The organism is Phycisphaerales bacterium, assembly GCA_029268515.1.
Classification (GTDB): Bacteria; Planctomycetota; Phycisphaerae; order Phycisphaerales; family SM1A02; genus JAQWNP01.
This window is the reverse complement of record JAQWNP010000008.1, coordinates 56725-76079: the sequence shown is the minus strand read 5'-3', so window position 1 is coordinate 76079 and position 19355 is coordinate 56725. Positions and strand designations below refer to the sequence as shown.

Sequence of the window (19355 nt, the reverse complement as noted above, 5' to 3'; positions counted from 1 at the left end):
GACATGAGCAGTGCGATTAATATTGCCCCTGAGATTACACAGGCGGTGCAGGACGGCTGCGGGATTGTGGGTTTAGAAACAGCCGTATTGACCAAAGGCCTACCGAAGACTCCTTGCCATTTACCACAACCACCCCATGATCTTGATGGCGTAGCGCTTCCTTGGCACGAAGATGAACCAGGGCACTTACAGACGCTTGGCCTCATCAAAAAAGTCGTCGTAGAGAGTGGCTGCGTACCAGCAATCACAGCGGTCATTGATGGCGTGGTTCATGTCGGTCTCAATGATGACCAACTCCGTGCATTGGCTGAGAATGATGATGCGGGAAAAGTGGCGGTGACTGATCTCGCACCAGCGATCGCACAGAAGCGGACTGCCGGCACCACTGTTTCGGGAACGCTAGCCGCCTTAGCAATGGCGTCAAAAGAATTGGATTGTTGTATTGATGTCATGGCCACAGGCGGAATTGGCGGCGTCCATCGTGGCTGGGCACAGCAACTCGATGTATCAGCAGACTTGACCGCATTATCAAAATTTCGTGGCTGCGTTGTTTGTGCCGGCCCGAAGTCAATATTAGATGTTGAGGCGACTCGCGAACTACTCGAAACGCTCTGTGTTCCGATTATTGGATATCAAACACATCGTCTACCTCGGTTCCTCGCTGCCGGCACTGATGCCGCTTTTGTCTCTCAACGATTGGATCAAGTCAACGAAATAGCGGACGTCTATCGACTGCACTGTGAGGTCGTGCCGGGATCAGGAAGCATGCTGGTCGTCAATGATCCCCCAGAAGCGACTCGGCTTGCAGCAAGTGACCTAGAGGCACTCTGCCAGGAGGCTGAGGCTGCCACTGATTCTGGTGCTGGACCCGCTCGAACACCTTCGCTGCTGGCAGAGCTGCATGGAAATACCCAAGGGCGAAGCCTCACAGCCAACATCAGCGTACTCATTGCAAATGCCCAGCTGGCCGGCCGAATTGCTTCTGCCTGAAATGCACATAGCGATTCAATCTTGACACCACCAGCCCAGGCTGGTCTACTTTAACTTGCGGTGTAGAAACCGAGACCTAAACCCAATACATTTGATCATATTGCCAGGGCAAACCCAACAGCGGCATCCAACGCCGGTGTACTGGATTATGAATCAAGCATAGATGGGTAGATTCTGTGAACCCAGGCCTGCGGGCCAGTTCACATCCCGGGCCCAATGGTCCATGTGCGTTTTTAAACCCGGTGTGCCGGGATCAACCTCAGAAGTAGGTTGACCTATTGCACAGTGGAAGCATTGAGTCCTCATCGGAGAGGCATGTGTCAGACATAGTTACCGGCATCTTAGAGTGGACTGGCAAAGTAGAAGGTCGTCTTCGAGCGTTAGAAAACGGTCTCGTCGTCACGCAGGGCGATCCATTTGTGCCCCTTGATCTGGGCAGTAAGTCTATGCTCAGGCAAGCCCAGGAAATTGAGGCTCGCGTCATCTCACGTAAACCTCGACGTCGACGAGGGCGGCGAAATACACGGCCACGACGTATTGTTGAGGAGATCCTAAAAATTGATGGGCTGTCACCAGAAGAATATGTCAAACGCAAGACTTTTGAAGAGCTGACGCCAATCGATCCTCAACCCCGGCTCAATCTTGAGCACGCCGACTGCCCAGCCTCTTGCCGTCTTATTGATTTGTTCTGCCCGATTGGACTGGGAACACGCGGGCTTATTGTGGCACCCCCAAAAGCTGGGAAGACCATCCTTCTCCAGAACATTGCCACGGGTATCAAGCAAAACCATCCAGATGTTCATGTGATCGCCCTTCTGATCGATGAACGACCTGAAGAGGTCACAGATTTCAAGAGAAATGTGTCAGCTCAAGTACTGGCCTCCAGTAATGATGAAGATGTGAATAGACATCTTGAACTCGGCATTTTCACCATCGAGCGAGCCAAGCGGCTTCTTGAGGCTGGCAAAGATGTGGTTGTCCTATTGGACTCAATTACACGTCTGGGGCGGGCCTTCAACAACTCGCGTCAGTATGGCTCTGGCGGCAAGACAATGTCAGGTGGGCTCGACTCAAAAGCGATGGAGATACCCAAACAGCTTTTTGGTGCAGCCCGGAATGCCGAAGAAGGCGGATCGCTCACTATTATTGCCACCTGCCTCATTGATACCGGCTCCCGTGCCGACCAAATCATCTTTGAAGAGTTCAAAGGCACTGGCAACATGGAGCTGATCCTCGATCGTTCCATATCAGAGATGCGGCTCTATCCGGCGATTAATCTCGCTGCTTCTGGCACCAGAAAGGAGCATCTGCTGGCACCAGAAAACGAGCTCAAGACAGTGACAGCTCTTCGCCGCCGACTTCTGAACATGAAGCCTGAACAACAAATTGAACAGCTGCTCGCAGCGCTCAAACGCTTTCCTGAGAATGCTGACCTGGTCAAGGGCTGAGCAAACATCCAATACAGGATGGGCGTTCGATCACACCCGTCTGCGGGTGCGCCTGGCTCCGAATGCCAAAACCAAAGGCAATAACGATGCGGGCGCAGGAATCAATGTCAGTGACCAACTTGAGATTGTCAGGTCGTACAGACCTCCATTGATATTGTCGCTGATAAAGCCGGTACCACCCGTACCCGTGATCGATTGTTCATTCCACGTTGGACCCTCCAAGGTCCATTGAAGGCTTAAATCTGTGTAGTCCGGTCCCCACGCATTTGAGCCATATTCAATACTCAGGGTCATCATCCCCCATCCGAACCAATAACTATACCCCTGCATCAAGTCTGTTCCGGTCGCCACCAGGGCGTCCTCAAAAGGGGGAAAGTCATCAGCAATAAAAACACTGCTTTGCAAGTTCATGGGGCCGGCATCTGCCAGGGAGAATGATGGGAACGGTTCTTCGGGATCCCATTGGCTCGTACCTTGCACCACTTCTGACAAAGTGAACACACTGTTCGATGCGGGAATGGCAAGGACAGTCAAAGGCATGTCGGTCTCTAAAACGAGATCAAACTGAAAGAGGTCTCCAACTGCCACGTTGGTCCAAGTGGCACCGTAAAGAACGGTACCTAAAATCAAATATTGAAAATGCTGTGGACGTGCAGATTTCATAACACGGTCGACCTTTCTCCCCGCGCATCTCTTGGCCTACTGCGTTAAGTATGTCCTCAATTGTGCTGTTTCTGGAATGGTTGATTAAAAATAACACCAAATCCTCAAAAATAGCCCGCTGAGCCCTGCAATCAAAGTCTTGGAAGATGCCAAGTGGCTGCAAAAAGAACACCGCCGACCCAAAGGTCGGCGGTGTTTTAGTCACTTTTTACTACAAAGCAAAGGCTTATGTAGTTGAGCGATCAGGCGCGACGACGGCGACGCGATGCAAGACCAGCGATACCGAGAAGTGCAAGTGCACCTGGAGCTGGGATTGCGACTGTACCTGATGCTACCCAAGAAGCACCACCGCCAGTTACTGAGCGACTGTTGATGTTCAGGTTGTACTGAACTTGGTCACCTGTGGTTGTGATTTGCATCAACAATGTGCTACCAGCACCCATGGCTGCTGCGTCATTGTCTGCAAAACCTGCTCCATTTGGTAGTGAAGCAAATGTACCACCGGAGTCCATATTGAAACCATCTAAAGCCCAACCTTGGTTACCGAGGTAAACATTGTCAGCAGACTCTGTTTCAGCACCAATAGTTGTGTAACTGGTGTAGCGAAGTGCTGGGACAAGGCCATTGAACGATTCGCTCGATGGGCCATTGGTTGAGGCAAACGCATCTTTGAAAATCAAACCGTTTGAAATTGCGGATGATGGGTCCGATGATGTGCCTTTAACTTCAAGGATTTCGTTGTCGAAACCATTTTGGCCATTCATCCATGCTCGGTCAGCGTAGAGTCGGAAGACATTATGGTTTGTACCATTGATGTCTACATCTTGGAGGTATTGCCAGCTCACACCATTCGCGTCATTGCCTGCCGAACCACCTGACATAACGCCAGCGACGTTCACATCAGCTGATGCGACTCCGACTGCCATGCCAATTGAAAGGGCGCAGGCTGTTAAGACTGTCACTTTTTTCATAGCTAAATAAACCTTTCTTCTCTTCACGATTATTTGCGAGACCTGCTCTCACATTGCTAGCAGGTTCCTCACTTCCTGTCGGAAATACCCTTTCTCCGTCGGCAAGCGTGGAACTTGCAAGAGGTTGCGATAAAGCAACCCCTAACTCCGTACCCCTAGAAGATACCCCAACAGATACGGCAGTCAAGCATGAGTGATGCTCTAAAATAAGAGTTAATTCGATAAAACTGTTACAAACCCGATAATAGAAAACCACGATTTCAGGGTTCTCAAAGGCATTTTGCTCCAAAAAGACTCTTTAAGGCTATTTGAGAGCCCCTCTTTCAGAAGGGCATGAGCACTACATTAGCGACCTAAACCCCTGTCAAAGGGCGCCCTTTTAAGAGAAGTGGACTTGAAGACTCAATTTCTAGTTTGACGATTCTGCCAATGAGAGACTCGGCGTTCATACCAGTCGGCAGGTCGAAGACCGTAATGAGATCGCCTCCAGTACGACCGCTGAGTTGGATTGGAGGCTTTTCCCACCCTAAAGTGATCTTACGGGTGCCAAGACCCTCTGCCGCCTGCTGCTTACGGCTTTGCTCAGAGATCTTCTCAACAAAGACGTCGACCCCTTTACCAACCCATGAAGCATGAACATCTCGGCTCACTTCTGCCTGAGTATCGAGTAAAGAATTGAGCCTTCGCCGCTTGGTTGAGTCCGGAATATCATCTTCGAAGCGACTCGCCGCAACCGTACCTGGACGCGGTGAGTATTTAAAGATGAAGTTGTTCTTGAAGCCAACTCGCTCAATCAGACTGCGAGTCGCCTCAACATCTTCTTCAGTCTCACCAGGGAAACCTACGATGATATCCCCAGCGATACTCACCTCCGGCATAAAGTGTCGGGCCCTCTGGATGAAGTCCTCATACTGCTCAACTGTGTAGCCCCTATTCATTCGCTTCAGCACGTCATTCGATCCAGACTGAGCTGGCACATGAAGGTACTGACAGATTCGGGGCGACTGAGCCATAACCGCCAAAGCATCGTCACCGAAGTCGCGTGGATAGCTTGTTACAAAGCGCAGCCTCTTAATAGCCGGAATTTCTTCATGAATACGTGCCAGCAGATCTGCAAATGAAGTAACCCGCTCTGTACCGTTGCTTTGGTGACCCTTTGTAAATGCGTTTGCACCAGGCCCTACCTGTGGTGCCTCCCCACCAGAAACAGTCAGCGCGACCCCGTGCACATAGCGATAGTGATTAACTGTTTGTCCCAGCAGCGTGATTTCTATCACGCCCGCATCAGCAAGTTTTTTGCATTCATCAATAATGGCAGCTGGTGGCCGGTGGACCTCCGCGCCTCGCGTATGAGGTACCACACAATAAGTACAGAACTTATTGCAACCCCGAGTGATCCGGACATAGGCGGCACGACCGCCAGCCTCAGCACGAATTGGGTCGAAGGCTCGCGAGAGATCAAGTACCTCAAGTGAGTCGGTCGCGGCCTGCAATGTGGCGCTGCGCCGAGCATTGTTGCCTTGCAAGATCACCCGATCTGCTTCCTCGATAACAACGCCTTTCATTGCGTTGTCAATCAACATGGGCACCTTATCCAGTTCAGCAGGTCCGCATAAGAAGTCAATCTGTGGAAGTCGACTCAGCATGGCACTACCTTCACGCTCAGCCATACAACCAAGCACACCAAGGACAACCTGGCGCCCTTGAAGCTTCTGTTTGCCAACAATTCCGATTCGGCTCGATGCCTTATTTTCTGCCTGCTCTCGAACGGAGCACGTGTTATAGAGCACGACTTCGGCTTGCTCTGGATCGCTGACGAACTGATACCCCAGAGCGCGAAGATGGCTTTCAACCAACTCACTATCGAGTTCGTTCATCTGGCAGCCGAAGGTCTGTAGAAAAACAGTCGGCCTAGGTCCCAATGTTTCAGAATCGCCAATCATGACCTGTAATCGTAGCAAGGTCGCTCCATCCAGCCTTGCCAGAAGAGAAAGTCCAGATCTACTCAAGTCAGGGCCGATACATCCCTCATGATCCGGGCTGGAAATGGACTCATTCTCGCTGTTTTGGCACTTCTCGTCTTCGGGGTGGTCATGGTGACCAGCGCGGGGCTTACGGTTGGGCAAGAAACGCCTTTGACCATTAAACAGATCGTTCTGGGCCGCACCACCATTCTGGCCCTTGCTGCATTTGCAGCGATGCTGATTGCAGCTGCTCTACCACTCAAACGCATCCAAGCCCATATTGGCAATCGATCCATGCTTGTGATCGTGACCTGTCTCTTTGCCCTACTTCTGCTGGTATTCGTTCCAGGCTTAGGCCGCAGCGTCAACGGTGCTCGTCGATGGATTGAGATTGGTCCGATCGGATTTCAGCCAAGCGAGGTCGCCAAGTGGACGGTGATTATGTTCATTGCCTGGTTTGCTGCTCGGAATGTAAAAAGCCTACATCGATTCACAACGGGCAGCTTGCTACCGATGATTCTGGTGATGTTGATTTGTGGATTGATTGCGTTAGAAGATCTTGGCACCGCAGTGCTGATTGCAGTGACAACACTTATGATGCTCTTGATTGCTGGGGCTCCCTGGAAGCATGTCCTTGCAGTCGGTCCCATTGCGATCGTTGGTTTCTTTGCTGCTTTGATTGCAAGCCCCTACCGAATAGAGAGACTTCGCGCTTTTATCGATCCATATCAGGATCCTGAGGGCATCGGCTATCACGTCATTCAATCAGTTGCTGCTGTCGGTGGCGGAGGTCTCGCCGGACGTGGGCTTGGCCATTCAATCCAGAAGTTTGGATATCTACCTGAAGACACGACCGACTTTGTATTTGCGATTATCTGTGAGGAGTTGGGCCTGCTCGGATGCTTGGCCGTCATTGGACTCTATCTACTCCTCCTTGGGTGTGGACTGGCCATTGTCAAACGTACCAGTGATCTCATGTTGCGGTTGCTCGGAATAGGCATCCTTTTATGCATCGCAATACAGGCATCCATGAATATGCTTGTGGTCACAGGAATGGTCCCCACAAAGGGTATTGCGCTTCCACTGCTCTCTGCTGGAGGTACTGGTTGGATCCTGACAGCCTTCTGTCTAGGCCTCATCGTCGCTATTGAACGCTGTTGTGAAACCACACGCTCGAAAGCGATCTCGTCTCAAAGCAGTACTTTTGAACCAGAGGAACAATCTCTGGCTCAGGGTGCATGAAACGGCATTGGCAACTACACCAAATATCGTGGGCACTATTTTCCTCGCCGGCGGAGGATCCGGTGGACATATTGCGCCAGGTATTGCCATCGCTGAAGCGATCGCTGAGCAATGGCCCGGTATTGAACCGATTTTTCTATGCTCGAACCGTCCTGTGGATGCAAACATGCTCAACCACATTGGGGCAAAGTTCGCACCCTTGCGTGCAACACCACCGGCAGCTCGGCCGGACCGTGCGCTGCATTTTCTTTTGAACCACCGCCACAGCAAGCGGGCTGTGCAACGGATGATCCGTAAACTTCGCAACCCCAATAGCCAAAATCATTCAGCACCAATATGGATGCTCAGCCTAGGCGGGTTTATATCTGTCGCTCCTGCTGCAGCTGCAAGATCTGAAGGCATACCACTCGCGTTACTCAATCTTGATGCAGTGCCCGGTAAAGCAAACCGGCTCATCGCACGCCAAGCTGATCTGGTGATGACAGCAACACCACTGCTTGATCCAAGTGCAATGCCCCACCAGAACACTGATTACCCTGTTCGCCGCGATGCCCAATCTCCTGGTACACGCCAGGAATGCTGTAAGCAGTTGGGTTTGGATCCAAGCCGACCTGTACTTCTTGTCACTGGCGCCTCACAGGGTTCCCAATCACTCAACCAATTTATGCAGCTTTGGATTGGCTCCAATGCGAATAGGCTCAAAGACTGGCAGGTGCTTCACCTGACCGGCAAAGACGAGATGCCCGCTCCCTTGGAAGCGGTTTATGCAGATGCTGGAATCACCGCTCACATCGAGACGTTTGCTCATCAAATGGGCACTTTTTGGGGTGCTGCAGATGTGGCATTGAGCCGCGCCGGTGCGAATAGTGTTGGCGAGGCTGTTTACAACCATGTCCCGACGCTCTTTGCTCCATATCCTTTCCACCGGGATCAGCACCAAAAGCACAATGCTCAGCCAGTTGTCGATGCAGGCGGCGCCCTACTTGCCGAGGACAAAGTTGATCCGGAAGCGAATTGCCGCTCCCTTGGGCCCCAGTTAGCTCACTTAATTGATGATGCTCAGGCCAGAGACCAAATGAGCAGCGTATTGGCTCATTTATCTTCTCCTGATGGTGCTACCCAGGTTGTACGGGCGTTACTGGACATTAATACGCCTCATTCACCATAGACCATTCATCTACTGACCAGAATTGGCATGGAATCACAGCGGTCCTGAGCTAGAATAAAGATGCTACGAGCTTGGAGCACGTAGAGTCGCACTGCATGGATGTGCCACCATTGATTTGCTTTGTTGCGTTTCTGTCACTTTCAGAGGCGGGTTCGTAGGCAAAGGTGATTAGGGGACCGGGGGTCAGAGAGGCAGATGTCCCAACACGACGAATCCGTTCGCTGTGTCGTGCTCGGTCAACCAGATCGAGATCGAGCTGACGCTATTGACGAAGTCCAACAGCGCACCACCTGTGAGTTGACGCTGACTGAGGATCCTGTTGTTGCATTCGCCAGTGTCTGTATGGCATTGCAGGCAGGCGCAGCCCGCGCCACATGGGGTCTCGCTAAGGCAGATCCACCGCTACTTCTGATTGTGCAGCCTGAGCATTGGAGTGAGTATGACAAGCTACTCAATGCAATGGGTATGTATGCACCACATGTACCAATTCATCTCTGGCAGCAAGGTCGCCTTGAACTTCTTCCAGTGACCGTCGAAGAAGAAACACCATCCACACCAAGCATGACGATCTCTCGAGCCGAGGCGCCGATTGAGCCACCCGAGATTACCGCAGAAGAAATTCAGATGCTATTGACCACGGAGATACCTGAATCATGACTCTTCAGCGTCCTCGCGTCGGTCGCATTCGTGGTTCGGTGTTGCTTGTGGGTCCACAGCAACAGCGAGACCGCTTGGTGCCAGAGTCACGCCCTGATGTCGTGGCAGTTGACACCCTCTTTGATGCCTTAGGGCAATTGACCGGAGGGCGTGTTCGCACCCCGATACATACGGTTCTATTAGCGCCACGTGATCCCGAAGAACTGACGCAACAACGGATCACCGCATTTCGACGTCTTGACCCATCGGTTCGCGTACTGCTTGTCACTGAACCAACTGTTGCCGATGAACTCACACAACAAGTGCTCGACCGATTCGATGGTTTTCTCACAGGGCCACTGACTGAACAACAACTTATTGAGGCAACTGACAGCCTCGAGAGCAAAACCAGTGTTCCTGAGATCATGGTGTCGCCAAATCTAGAGCCACCGACACCTGAGCCAGGCATCACACCGCCAACGGCCGCAGATTATCCATCTCCTCAAGCAGTCCCACCTCCGTCTCTGGCAGCCTTCGATCCTGCACCGGCAACACCGAGAGAAGACCAGTCACCTGATCTTGAACAACAGCCTCGTACCGAAGAACAACTTGGTGACATCGATCTTGTTGATCAAATCATGAAAGAGGAAGGCGACCTATTGGGCGCTGCTCTTTCTCTTGTTCGACAACAGACTCAGTGGCACAACTGCACTGTGCGCGCGGTGCGAGGTGATTTTGAAGGGCCAATGGCACCAATCCAGATTGAGGGCAGGCGCTTTGGCCTGTTGTCGGCAGACGACGCGGATCCTGCTGAGCTGCAATCTTGGGCTGGTTGGCTCGCTCGATGGCTGGCACTTGATCATACGCATCGGCAACTCCACTCGATGGCCATGGAAGATGACTTAACTGGTGCTGGAAACCGACGGTTCTTTTACAGAGTCATGCAAGAGACCATGAATCACTCAAATGAAATGCGACGACCATTTGCGTTAATGTTGTTTGATATTGACAACTTCAAACATTACAACGATGCCTTTGGACATGATGCAGGTGATGAGATTCTCTGTGAGACCGTTCGACTTCTTAGAGCCATTGTTCGCCGTGGAGATCATGTTTGCCGAATTGGCGGCGACGAGTTCGCTGTGATCTTTGCGGATCCAGAAGGACCACGAAAGAGTGGGCCCGCCAATCTGGAATCCGTTGAGCAAATTGCTCGCCGATTTCAAGATCAGATCTGCCAAATGCGATTCCCTAAGTTGGGACAAGACGCACCTGGCAATTTGAGCGTCTCCGGCGGCCTCTCCCTGTATCCCTGGGATGGCAGTGATATCGACACACTCTTGCATCATGCTGACCAACGCGCATTGATTTCCAAGCGCTCTGGCAAAAACATGATTACATTAGGTCCCCCGCAATCACATGATGAGTCGTAGCAATGACTACATCCGTTTGCAGTGATGCTGCATCAGCATCTCCGGATCCAACATCTCACGCCCGCAAACCGCCCTGGCTGATTCTCTCCGACCTTCATCTGGGGCACCCACGCCGATCTGTGGGCGACGTACATCGACTGGAGCCGCTCCTAGAGAACATCGGCCACCTCATCATTAACGGTGATTCAGCTGAGTTACACCACAAGGTTCATAAATATGATGCGCAGCAGAGGCTTGATGACTTAAGAAAGCTATGTGATCAATTAGGCGTCACTCTGGAGTTTATTGCAGGCAATCACGATCCATTTCTAACTGATAAGAAGTACATCCAGCTCTTCGAGAAACAACTTCTGATCACACACGGTGATACTTTTCACGATGCAATTGCTCCATGGTGCCCTTCCGCTCGCATTCTCGAACGTTTTACACATCAAATTCGGCGTGAAGTCACCGGATCTCGTGCGCCCACACTTAATCTACGCATGCAAGAGTCATTGCTTGTCTGCCAGAAGTTAATCGAACAGCGCCGTTATAAAATTGAACGCGTCACCATGTTACATCTCGCAATGAATCCAATAACCACTGCCCGAGTCCTTTGGTACTGGTGCCAGTATTCGGGACTTTCAGATCGTTTTCTTAACAGCTTTGCACCACAGACAAAGGTGCTCGTTTATGGACACACACACAGAGCATCTCTTGTAAAACGCGGTGGGCGTATGCTCATAAACACAGGTAGTTTCGGCTTCCCATTCAAAGCCCAAGCCGTGCGAATTAATGATCGAACGTTATCTGTCCATGCTATTAGACGCACTAAAGATAGATATCATCTTGATTCAAAGTGCTTGCTACAGCATGAATTTTCGACTGCCCATCATACGGCTGATCGTGACCATTAGATTTCAATAGTTGAGACCATGGACATCACTGTGCAAGCGAAGATGCAATAAACAAGCCCGCTTTGGCAATCACAGAAACATCTATATTTGTCTCCAAGCCAAGTTCTTGAGCGAATGAGACGAGTTGCTCTGTCGCTAGATTCCCTGCCGCGCCAGGCGCAAAGGGGCAACCACCCAAACCACCGCAAGCCGCGTCAAACTGCCACACGCCCAATGTGAGCGCTCGCTCTACACAAGCAAGAGCTCGCCCTTCAGTGTCATGAAGATGAAGTGTGAGGCAATTTGGATTAACACACTCACCTACGATGTTTATCAATTGCTCAATTTCATCGGGGTGAGCTACGCCCAAAGTTTCACCCAAGTCAATCTCGTCTACGCCCAAATCAATGAGGCGCTGGACCACCTGTAGCACCGACTTCGGATTAATGGCACCCTCGTAAGGGCACTTCACAACGCAACTCACGTAGGCTCGAATCGGGAGTCCTGCTTCTCTTGCCTGTTTAACAACTGGAAGAAAACGTTGGAAAGTCTCATCAATAGTTGCATTTGTATTTTGCTGAGAAAACGCTTCACTAGCCGCGGTAAAGATTGCCACCTTATCGACCTGCGATTCCAAGGCTGCGTGCAGGCCCCGTTCATTGGGAACAAGCGCAGAATACAGAACACCAGGCGCACGGTTGATCCGGCTACAAACCTCTGAAGCATCTGCCATTTGCGGAACCCAGGATGGATTCACGAAGCTTGTCACTTCAATTTCGGGCACGCCGCTCACTGACAACATGTCGATGAATGCTATCTTCTGATCGACATCAACAATGGCCTTCTCATTTTGCAGCCCATCACGTGGCCCAACTTCTGTTATTCGAATAGATTGAGGAAGTGCCATAGTGTGCTATTCACCAACAAGATTGTGCTATTGCGTTCCAAATAAAAGTAATACGACGCTACGCCACAATAATCACGATCACACTAAAAAGGTCAATTGCTGCTGAAGGCTCGCTGAGACAACCTCCCCCTCAGCAACCACGCCAACTTCTGGCCCCGCTTCAATTGTAGCGGTGCGTACCATTGCCAATGCGATTGGAACCAGTGAATTCAGCGGGCTTAAGACACTGGATGTCACAACTCCGATCTGTTCATCGTCACGGTCACAACCTTTGAGAACAGCAGCCCCAGCCAATGGAAGTTCGTCAGTGTTGATCTGCATTGCAACAATCTGTTGCTTCGGCTTCCCTAGGTTATGCATACGAGCCACAATTTCCTGGCCTGGGTAACAGCCCTTTTGAAAACTCACACGGCTCTCTAGTAATCCGGTTTCGTGCGGCAGATTCGTGACACCAAAGTCGATGTTAAAAATCGGCAAGCCCGATTCAACTCGGGCTGTATTGAATGCATACCAACCAACCGGCCGCACTGTCCGCTTGCCTGGCTGGGGGTCTTGGTCAGTAGCAAAAATTGACTCATACACAGCAACGATATTCTCGTGATCAACGATCAGCTCGAAACCAACCTCGCCGGTCAGATCTTGACGTCTGACAATGACATTGCAATCCGCAATTTTTAGTTGGCAGATTCCATTTGGCTCTAATGCCGAGGCGCCATCCCCACCAGCTGCTTCTAACGTAGCAGCTGACTTGGGACCAATAAGATGAAGGTGGTGAAACTGTTCGCTTACATTCGTCAAAGTCACGTCATCTACAATGATGAATGCATCAAGCGCTGCAGCGACTGTGGACGCCATGTGAATATCAAGATCGATCAATATGCGGTCTTCGAGTGCAAGTACACCGAGATCAGCTTCGATTCGACCCTTACGATTCAAAAAGAAAGCATCACGCGATTGTCCCGGGACAAGATCCTTGACAAGGTTGGTCACCATTCGATCAAGAAAGTCCAAGCGATCATCACCACGCAGCTCTAAGGTGCCGCGCCTTGAAGCATCAATCACTGCACATCCTCTTCGGATCGCTGCATATTCCAGTGGTCCCTCACCAAAAGAGGCCACCATGTCACATGCTGTGCCTGTTGACTCGAGTGGAGGCCCCCATGAAAGGTACTCCAGCTCAATCGGTTCTAGGTCTGCTTTGGCTCTACGATCTATCTGAGCCGATACCCAAGAAAGATGTGTTGCAGCAAGCGGTGTCGATCTATCCACAAGAGGCTCCTCTCATTGAGTGATCAAGAAAGATAAATCACTCTTATGGAGCAATATACACGGCAGCAAGATCTTCAAAGAAAGAAGTCAACCTGCAATAGACGGTTTACTGTGGGCTGCCTGGATCAGAGATTCGAATAACGCCGGTCCTAATGCCCTATTTTCGGTTCGCTCGGGATGCCATTGGACGCCGACGTAAAACGGCCTCTCATTGCAAGCAACTGCCTCAATCACGCCATCAGGCGCTTGAGCGATCACGGCCAATGAACCGGCTGCTCTAACGGCCTGTTTGTGGTGGCTATGAACCGGCCCATGTCCCAATGATCCATCCACTTCATGTATCGCGCCATTCATATGATCATGGGCTGTTGGCAGACTCTCGGGTAGGAACTGGTCCAAATCGCCTCCAGCGTGGAGTGCCATGAGCTGCATCCCCAGACAAATGCCCAGTAGTGGTACTTCTTGTCGGCGTTCCAAGCCATCAAGTAATGCCAGCTCAAATGCTTGTCGCTGCTGATCAATCGGTGTCGCCTTGGGGTGAGTCACCGCCCCAAAAAGCTCCATCTTAGGATCATCACCGCCGGTCAGAATGAGCCCCTGAACCAAATCCAGATACATTTCAGCGACTTCTGGCAACGGCGGTAGAACCAATGGAAGCCCCCCTGCTGCCACGACCTGAGCCGCGTAAGCTGGGGCCACACGCCAGCGTTGGTCACAAACATCAGGTGTAATACCTATTATTGGCCGTTCAATTGGGTTCATAGCACCTACTCTATCGGCTTAGTCACCCTCAATTGGGCAACTACACGTTCCAATCAGATCTGCGGCTGGGCTTGATTCTCAGCCTAAAACCGTTATCCTGCCGCTCTTGCCCTGGCCACATTGGGCAGAATATATAGGGAGCCAGACATGACATACAACGAAGGACATCGAGGCTCTCGTCGCGGCGGATATCTCCGAACCGGCAGTAGTGGCAAGTACTATGTCGAATATAAATCAACAGATGATCTACGTCGTCTGATGACGCCCAACGGAAAAATCTATTCTCGTAAGCGACTTGGTGTCACCGCCAAGGAGCAGCGAATGATTGCTCGTGCGATTCGCCGAGCTCGCTACATGGCATTGCTTCCATATACCAGTGCCACGCTCTAACAAGAGATCATTTTTTAAACATGGCCTTTGATAGAAGACGCTTTCATTGCGTTTCCTATCGTGGTCGGCCGTTATACGATTTCAGACGACTCAATTGACCACGAAGCTCTCTGGCGAGGTGGCAAGCAAACTTCCAAACACCGCTTACCCAAACACGGTGCATCAGTTCTGGAAATGCCATTGCCCAGACGCGGATGCGCAAACGACGTAGTCCTTCGTCCTGGCGGTCAATCTTGAGTCCCCTCACAATCCATCCATAGGCCTCACGTACACGCCCCTGCTGTAATGCTGCAAGCGCCAGATTATGAATTGCAGGAATGAACTCTGGGTCAAATCGGAGAAGCCGGCGACTCATCGCACATCCTCCATCGCGATCCCCACTTTGGAATCTTGCCAAAGAGAGTCGGCGTAGAATCTCAACATCACGATCGTCGCTCATCAGTGCATGCCGAAGTACGGTCGACGCACGGTGTGACAACCCGGCATCTAGAAGCAATTGGCCAAAATCTGTGAGCAACTTGGTTGAAGCTACATCAATGAGTAACCTGCCATCATCTCCAGTGGTGTGCGCAAGAAAGTCGTATTCGGTCTTTAAACACCGCCTTGCTTCGGCAAGACGCCCGCGACCAACAAGTGCTTCAGCCAAATTTCGGCGAATGCCTGGGAAGTCTGGGTCAAGACGACTCACGAGCTCAAAAGAAATCTGTGCCTGCTCGAGTCGAGCTAATTGCATTGAGATCAAACCATGTTGATAGTGGGCTTCTATATTTGCTGGTTCTAGCTCAAGAACGCGGCGCAATTTCTCACCGGCCTCTGGCAATCTACCAAGTTCAATAAGCAGACTTGCGTAGTCAAGTAGTGTGTCAATGCTCCCTGGATCTTCTCTTAGCTCTCGAAGAAATAGCTGAATTGCCTGATGGCGCCGATCCGTCATCGCAAATACAGTTGCCAGCATCGTTCGAATACGAGGCAGTGACGCATCGACTCGAATCGCCTCTCTCAAGCACCACTCAGCACGACCAAATTCCCCACGCTCAAGAAGGCTCTCAGCCATCGCGGCACAACAACGAGCACTTGTTTCAGCCAACGCCTGTTGAGAAATGAAATACGTTGTTTCGGCTTCGGCGTGATCCCCCAAAGCAACATGAGCATGGATCTTATGAGCGTAAGCTGGCTCACACGAAGAATCCAAAGCGAGTGCTTCATCGAAGTACGTGATGGCAGCCCGGTCGTCACTTAGTTGAGACAAGATGATTCCAGCGGCAACACGGGGTTCGGGCTGATTAGGCATCAACTCCGATGCGCGCTGATAACTCGCCAACGCATCCCTCTCGCGTCCCGCGGCTTCAAGCGTCATTCCCAGATTAAAGTGCCATTCGGGCTGATCTGGATTCAGCGCCAAGGCCTTGCGGAGTTCAGCTTCAGCCTCACTCCAACGACCACAATCGAACATCTCAAATGCTCGATCCGCGTGCCCTTCAGCATCTAACCACTCGCTCATTGATCAAACATCCTATGACTTATAGGTCCTAGCAGCTGAGAGTCTCTCAATAAGTGCCTATAGTGTAGGCGCTAATGCCGATAGAGGCAGATCGGGGATAGGGATGATTCTAATTTCTACTGCACGCTGGATAGCCTTCACTGGCATCTTTTCTCCCCAGGCGTCATCGGGTGCTCTGAACATGATAATGAGCCTTGTTATCGCTCTCTCATTAGCCACATCGTCTGCCTCAGCCACCGCTGCGCATTTGGTTGGCGATGACCCAGCTGTGATTCGTGAAACCGTACCCCTACCAGCCTTGTCACCCAGACAGGCGAACCAGCTACGGATTTTTGAGCCAATTCTACTGAACCCATCGGCGGATATTGACCAAGCTACTCGAACGGCGGCAGCTACCGAGTTACTTGCAATGAATGTCGGACAGGCAACTCAAGTCTTAGAAGAAGCGATCCAAAGCCGTGAGGCATCAGTCATCCTAGCGGTAACTGAAGCAATCAGCCAAAGACCATTATCACCACCCCAAGCTCTCTTAGAACCAACTATTCGTGCACTTCGTGATGCACCGGAATCAACACAAGATGCACTATCGCGAACCTTACTGAGGTTTGATCCAGAGACATCTCTCGCGGCGGTTGCGAAAGAAGCAAGCAACAACAGCGGTTCACCAGAATCGCGACTCGGTGCAATACGAGCACTTGCCGCATTCCGAAGTCGTGAAGGCGCTTTAGAGCTGATGTCTATCATCGAGAATAGTGGAGATGAGCCAAAGATCATTGTTGAAGCCACTTGCAACAGCCTTGCAGACTTGACCGGCCTACCGCCCTCAGATGATCCAAGTGCATGGCAGCGTTGGTGGCAGCTCAACAAAGACAAGCCTGCCGAATCATGGCTACGCGACATGGTACGAACACTGACACGCCAACTCTCTGATCTGGACCAACAACTTCAGCAAGAACGGCAAGTCAATAGCCAACTGGCTGAAAGAATGATGGACTCCTATCGAAAATTGTGGCCTGGCCTCCCCCTTGAAGAGAGACAGCTGCGACTTGAATCTCTGATGAAGGATCCACTCACCGCCGTGCGCCTCTTTGCCATTGAACGTATGGCAATCTTGTTACGTGATGATGATGACACGATGGATCTGCAACAGGCAACGATCTTTTTACTCAATGATGGTGATTCAATGGTGCGTGCCCGCGCAGCCGAACTCGCAGATGAGCTGGAATTTCCAGAATTGCAAGAGAGTGTTGCAGTGGCGCTGGCCGCAGAGACGGAACAGAACGTCGTTCGCCAATACCTTATGTTTTTTGCTGCCAAACCATCACCGAATGGGCTGGCTCCATCATTGCCATGGCTCGCAAATGAGCCACTGCGCGAACCTGCCGCCCAGGCAATTTGGTCCATACTGACAAAAAATCCGCCTAGTAATTTTGACCCAGAGTCTTTGCGGGATGTGCTGTCCCATGCAACAAGAGAAAGCACACTGCCATCACTCGAACGGTTACAGGCGCTGGTCGCTGAAGATGAACAACTTGATGAGTATGAGGCTCGACTTGATACTGCTCCGATCGACGAAAAATATGCCATCGGGCAAGGCCTCTTCGCTCGGGGGCAATACCAACCGCTCATCGACCGAATGCAAGACAGCGCCATCTACCCGCTGGCTGTTGAATCGCTGATGACAAAAAAAGGTGATCTCAATTCAGTGCTTACCTTGTCTAGTGTTGCTCCACCAGAATCCCAGCAAAGTCTTTTCACGAGCTCAATACGAAGAATGGCTGCTCAAATGCCTGTCGATTCAATCATTGATGTTGATGTCATACTTCAAAGAAGTGAAAATGCCGACAATGAACTCAGGGCTGATGTACTCGCTGATTCACTCGATGCAAATACCAACTTGATTTCTGCTGAGCAAAAAGAAGAAGTTCTTTTACGTCTTCTCCCCCTACTTTTGGCTAACGGCGATAACGCAAAGGCAGCAACACTACTCAATAGCGCTGACGATGTCTTGTTTTCGCCTGCTCTCTCCAAGATTGCATTCCAGGCTGCTTTGATCGTTGGCGACTTTGATCGAGCACGAACATTCACCGAGTCGATGGAGGACTGGCTCTTGGAGTTTGAAATGCTTGTCAATATTAATCCTCCAGCAGCACAACGATTGCAAGCCTACATGCTTGAGCAATTCAAGAGTCAGCTTGACAACCAACAACTTTATCGCATCAGCAGAGGCTCAGATCAGTTGTTGGAGTTACTGGAAGATGGCTCCAATGAGTTACCGATGAGCAACAATCAATCTGGAATAACCAGTGACCTACCACCCACCACACCATCAGGCGTGGGTCCAGAATCGAGCATGGCCGAGGGCGTGCCTACGTCAGGCGGAACACATTGACACGAAATGTCCTGGACGATGCAATTGCAATCGTTCAATCTGTCAACTCAACGGTTTCATTTTCTGGAGCTGGATTGAGCGCCGAATCTGGCCTCTCTACATTTCGCGATAAACATACGGGTGGCATTTGGGCAAAACATGATCCAATGCGGCTTGCCTCACCAGAGGGTTTTTCTGAAGACCCAAAACTCGTACTCGATTGGTATTCATCGCGCCGTCGAAATCTTGCCGCTGCAAAGCCTAATGCAGCCCATACCTCTTTAGCAGCCCAAAAATCAATGGCTCATATCACACAAAACGTTGATGATCTTCTGGAACGTGCGGGCGCTCGCAATACGATTCATCTACACGGAACACTCATTGCTGATCGTTGTCATGCGCGGTGTGGATACCGTGAGAATATTGACTTGGCCAAACCACCAAAACCACAGCCGTGCCCCAACTGTAACGCACCACTACGTCCAGATGTCGTTTGGTTTGGAGAGTCGCTACCGAGCGATGCCTGGGCGCGTGCCGAGCAATCCTGCCTTACCACAGAACTACTCTTGGTCATCGGAACAAGTGCATGTGTCTACCCCGCCGCCGGCCTTATTGAAGTCGCTCGGAGTGCTGGTGCCCAGATCATTTGTATTAATACGGAAAAAATCGATGGCTTAGCAAAAAATGACATTGGCTTGATCGGAACGGCCGGTGATTTAGTGCCGAAACTGCTGTCAAGTACAGATTGCTCCGACGTGCAATAAA

17 protein-coding genes are annotated in these 19355 nt (G+C 51.1%); 10 read left to right on the top strand and 7 right to left on the bottom strand.

Going from position 1 to position 19355, the window contains the following annotated elements:
- Nucleotides 1–3 precede the first annotated feature (3 nt).
- Both P8J86_06280 and rho read left to right on the top strand, forming a co-directional pair.
- Nucleotides 4–990, top strand: a complete 987-nt coding sequence (locus P8J86_06280) for a pseudouridine-5'-phosphate glycosidase (GenBank protein MDG2054297.1) — start codon at nt 4–6, stop codon at nt 988–990.
- A gap of 317 nt (nt 991–1307) precedes the next feature.
- Complete coding sequence (gene rho / locus P8J86_06275; protein MDG2054296.1) at nt 1308–2438, top strand: transcription termination factor Rho; 1131 nt, start codon at nt 1308–1310, stop codon at nt 2436–2438.
- Nucleotides 2439–2468: 30 nt separating this feature from the next.
- On the opposite strand, the gene P8J86_06270 is transcribed toward rho, so the two are convergent.
- The 3 genes from P8J86_06270 to P8J86_06260 form a co-directional block, all read right to left on the bottom strand.
- Nucleotides 2469–3101, bottom strand: a complete 633-nt coding sequence (locus P8J86_06270) for a hypothetical protein (protein ID MDG2054295.1) — start codon at nt 3099–3101, stop codon at nt 2469–2471.
- A 242-nt stretch (nt 3102–3343) separates the two neighbouring features.
- Nucleotides 3344–4072 (bottom strand): hypothetical protein, encoded by a 729-nt coding sequence (locus P8J86_06265; protein MDG2054294.1) that lies wholly within the window; start codon nt 4070–4072, stop codon nt 3344–3346.
- 353 nt (nt 4073–4425) lie between these two features.
- Nucleotides 4426–6033, bottom strand: coding sequence for a MiaB/RimO family radical SAM methylthiotransferase (locus P8J86_06260; GenBank protein ID MDG2054293.1), 1608 nt, complete (start codon nt 6031–6033; stop codon nt 4426–4428).
- Between the two features lie 69 nt (nt 6034–6102).
- Between P8J86_06260 and P8J86_06255 the strand changes: the two genes are divergently transcribed.
- From P8J86_06255 to P8J86_06235, 5 genes are all read left to right on the top strand, one after another.
- The gene (locus tag P8J86_06255) at nt 6103–7278 is read left to right on the top strand and encodes an FtsW/RodA/SpoVE family cell cycle protein (protein MDG2054292.1); all 1176 of its coding nucleotides are present in this window, start codon (nt 6103–6105) and stop codon (nt 7276–7278) included.
- 7 nt (nt 7279–7285) lie between these two features.
- On the top strand, nt 7286–8446 hold the full coding sequence (locus P8J86_06250) for a UDP-N-acetylglucosamine--N-acetylmuramyl-(pentapeptide) pyrophosphoryl-undecaprenol N-acetylglucosamine transferase (protein MDG2054291.1): 1161 nt from the start codon (nt 7286–7288) through the stop codon (nt 8444–8446).
- 195 nt (nt 8447–8641) lie between these two features.
- Nucleotides 8642–9103 (top strand): hypothetical protein, encoded by a 462-nt coding sequence (locus P8J86_06245; GenBank protein ID MDG2054290.1) that lies wholly within the window; start codon nt 8642–8644, stop codon nt 9101–9103.
- Nucleotides 9100–10515 carry a diguanylate cyclase gene (locus P8J86_06240; protein MDG2054289.1) on the top strand — a complete coding sequence of 472 codons (1416 nt, stop codon included), beginning with the start codon at nt 9100–9102 and terminating at the stop codon, nt 10513–10515. The genes P8J86_06245 and P8J86_06240 overlap by 4 nt, the downstream gene beginning before the upstream one ends.
- A gap of 2 nt (nt 10516–10517) precedes the next feature.
- Nucleotides 10518–11411: a metallophosphoesterase family protein gene (locus tag P8J86_06235; protein ID MDG2054288.1), complete on the top strand. Its 894-nt coding sequence runs from the start codon at nt 10518–10520 to the stop codon at nt 11409–11411.
- Nucleotides 11412–11436: 25 nt separating this feature from the next.
- Here P8J86_06235 and P8J86_06230 read toward each other — a convergent pair whose 3' ends face one another.
- From P8J86_06230 to P8J86_06220, 3 genes are all read right to left on the bottom strand, one after another.
- Nucleotides 11437–12297 carry a hydroxymethylglutaryl-CoA lyase gene (locus P8J86_06230; GenBank protein ID MDG2054287.1) on the bottom strand — a complete coding sequence of 287 codons (861 nt, stop codon included), beginning with the start codon at nt 12295–12297 and terminating at the stop codon, nt 11437–11439.
- Between the two features lie 78 nt (nt 12298–12375).
- Nucleotides 12376–13566 carry a glycine cleavage T C-terminal barrel domain-containing protein gene (locus P8J86_06225; GenBank protein ID MDG2054286.1) on the bottom strand — a complete coding sequence of 397 codons (1191 nt, stop codon included), beginning with the start codon at nt 13564–13566 and terminating at the stop codon, nt 12376–12378.
- An 87-nt stretch (nt 13567–13653) separates the two neighbouring features.
- On the bottom strand, nt 13654–14328 hold the full coding sequence (locus tag P8J86_06220) for a gamma-glutamyl-gamma-aminobutyrate hydrolase family protein (protein ID MDG2054285.1): 675 nt from the start codon (nt 14326–14328) through the stop codon (nt 13654–13656).
- A gap of 147 nt (nt 14329–14475) precedes the next feature.
- On the opposite strand from P8J86_06220, the gene rpsR reads away from it, so the two are divergent.
- Entirely contained in the window at nt 14476–14718 is a 243-nt protein-coding gene (gene rpsR / locus P8J86_06215; protein ID MDG2054284.1) for a 30S ribosomal protein S18, read from the top strand.
- Between the two features lie 55 nt (nt 14719–14773).
- Here rpsR and P8J86_06210 read toward each other — a convergent pair whose 3' ends face one another.
- Entirely contained in the window at nt 14774–16219 is a 1446-nt protein-coding gene (locus P8J86_06210; GenBank protein ID MDG2054283.1) for a tetratricopeptide repeat protein, read from the bottom strand.
- 187 nt (nt 16220–16406) lie between these two features.
- Here P8J86_06210 and P8J86_06205 point away from each other — a divergent pair, with 187 nt between their 5' ends.
- Nucleotides 16407–18611: a hypothetical protein gene (locus tag P8J86_06205; protein MDG2054282.1), complete on the top strand. Its 2205-nt coding sequence runs from the start codon at nt 16407–16409 to the stop codon at nt 18609–18611.
- Nucleotides 18608–19354 carry a Sir2 family NAD-dependent protein deacetylase gene (locus P8J86_06200; GenBank protein ID MDG2054281.1) on the top strand — a complete coding sequence of 249 codons (747 nt, stop codon included), beginning with the start codon at nt 18608–18610 and terminating at the stop codon, nt 19352–19354. Before P8J86_06205 ends, P8J86_06200 begins: the two co-directional genes overlap by 4 nt.
- Nucleotide 19355 lies beyond the last annotated feature (1 nt).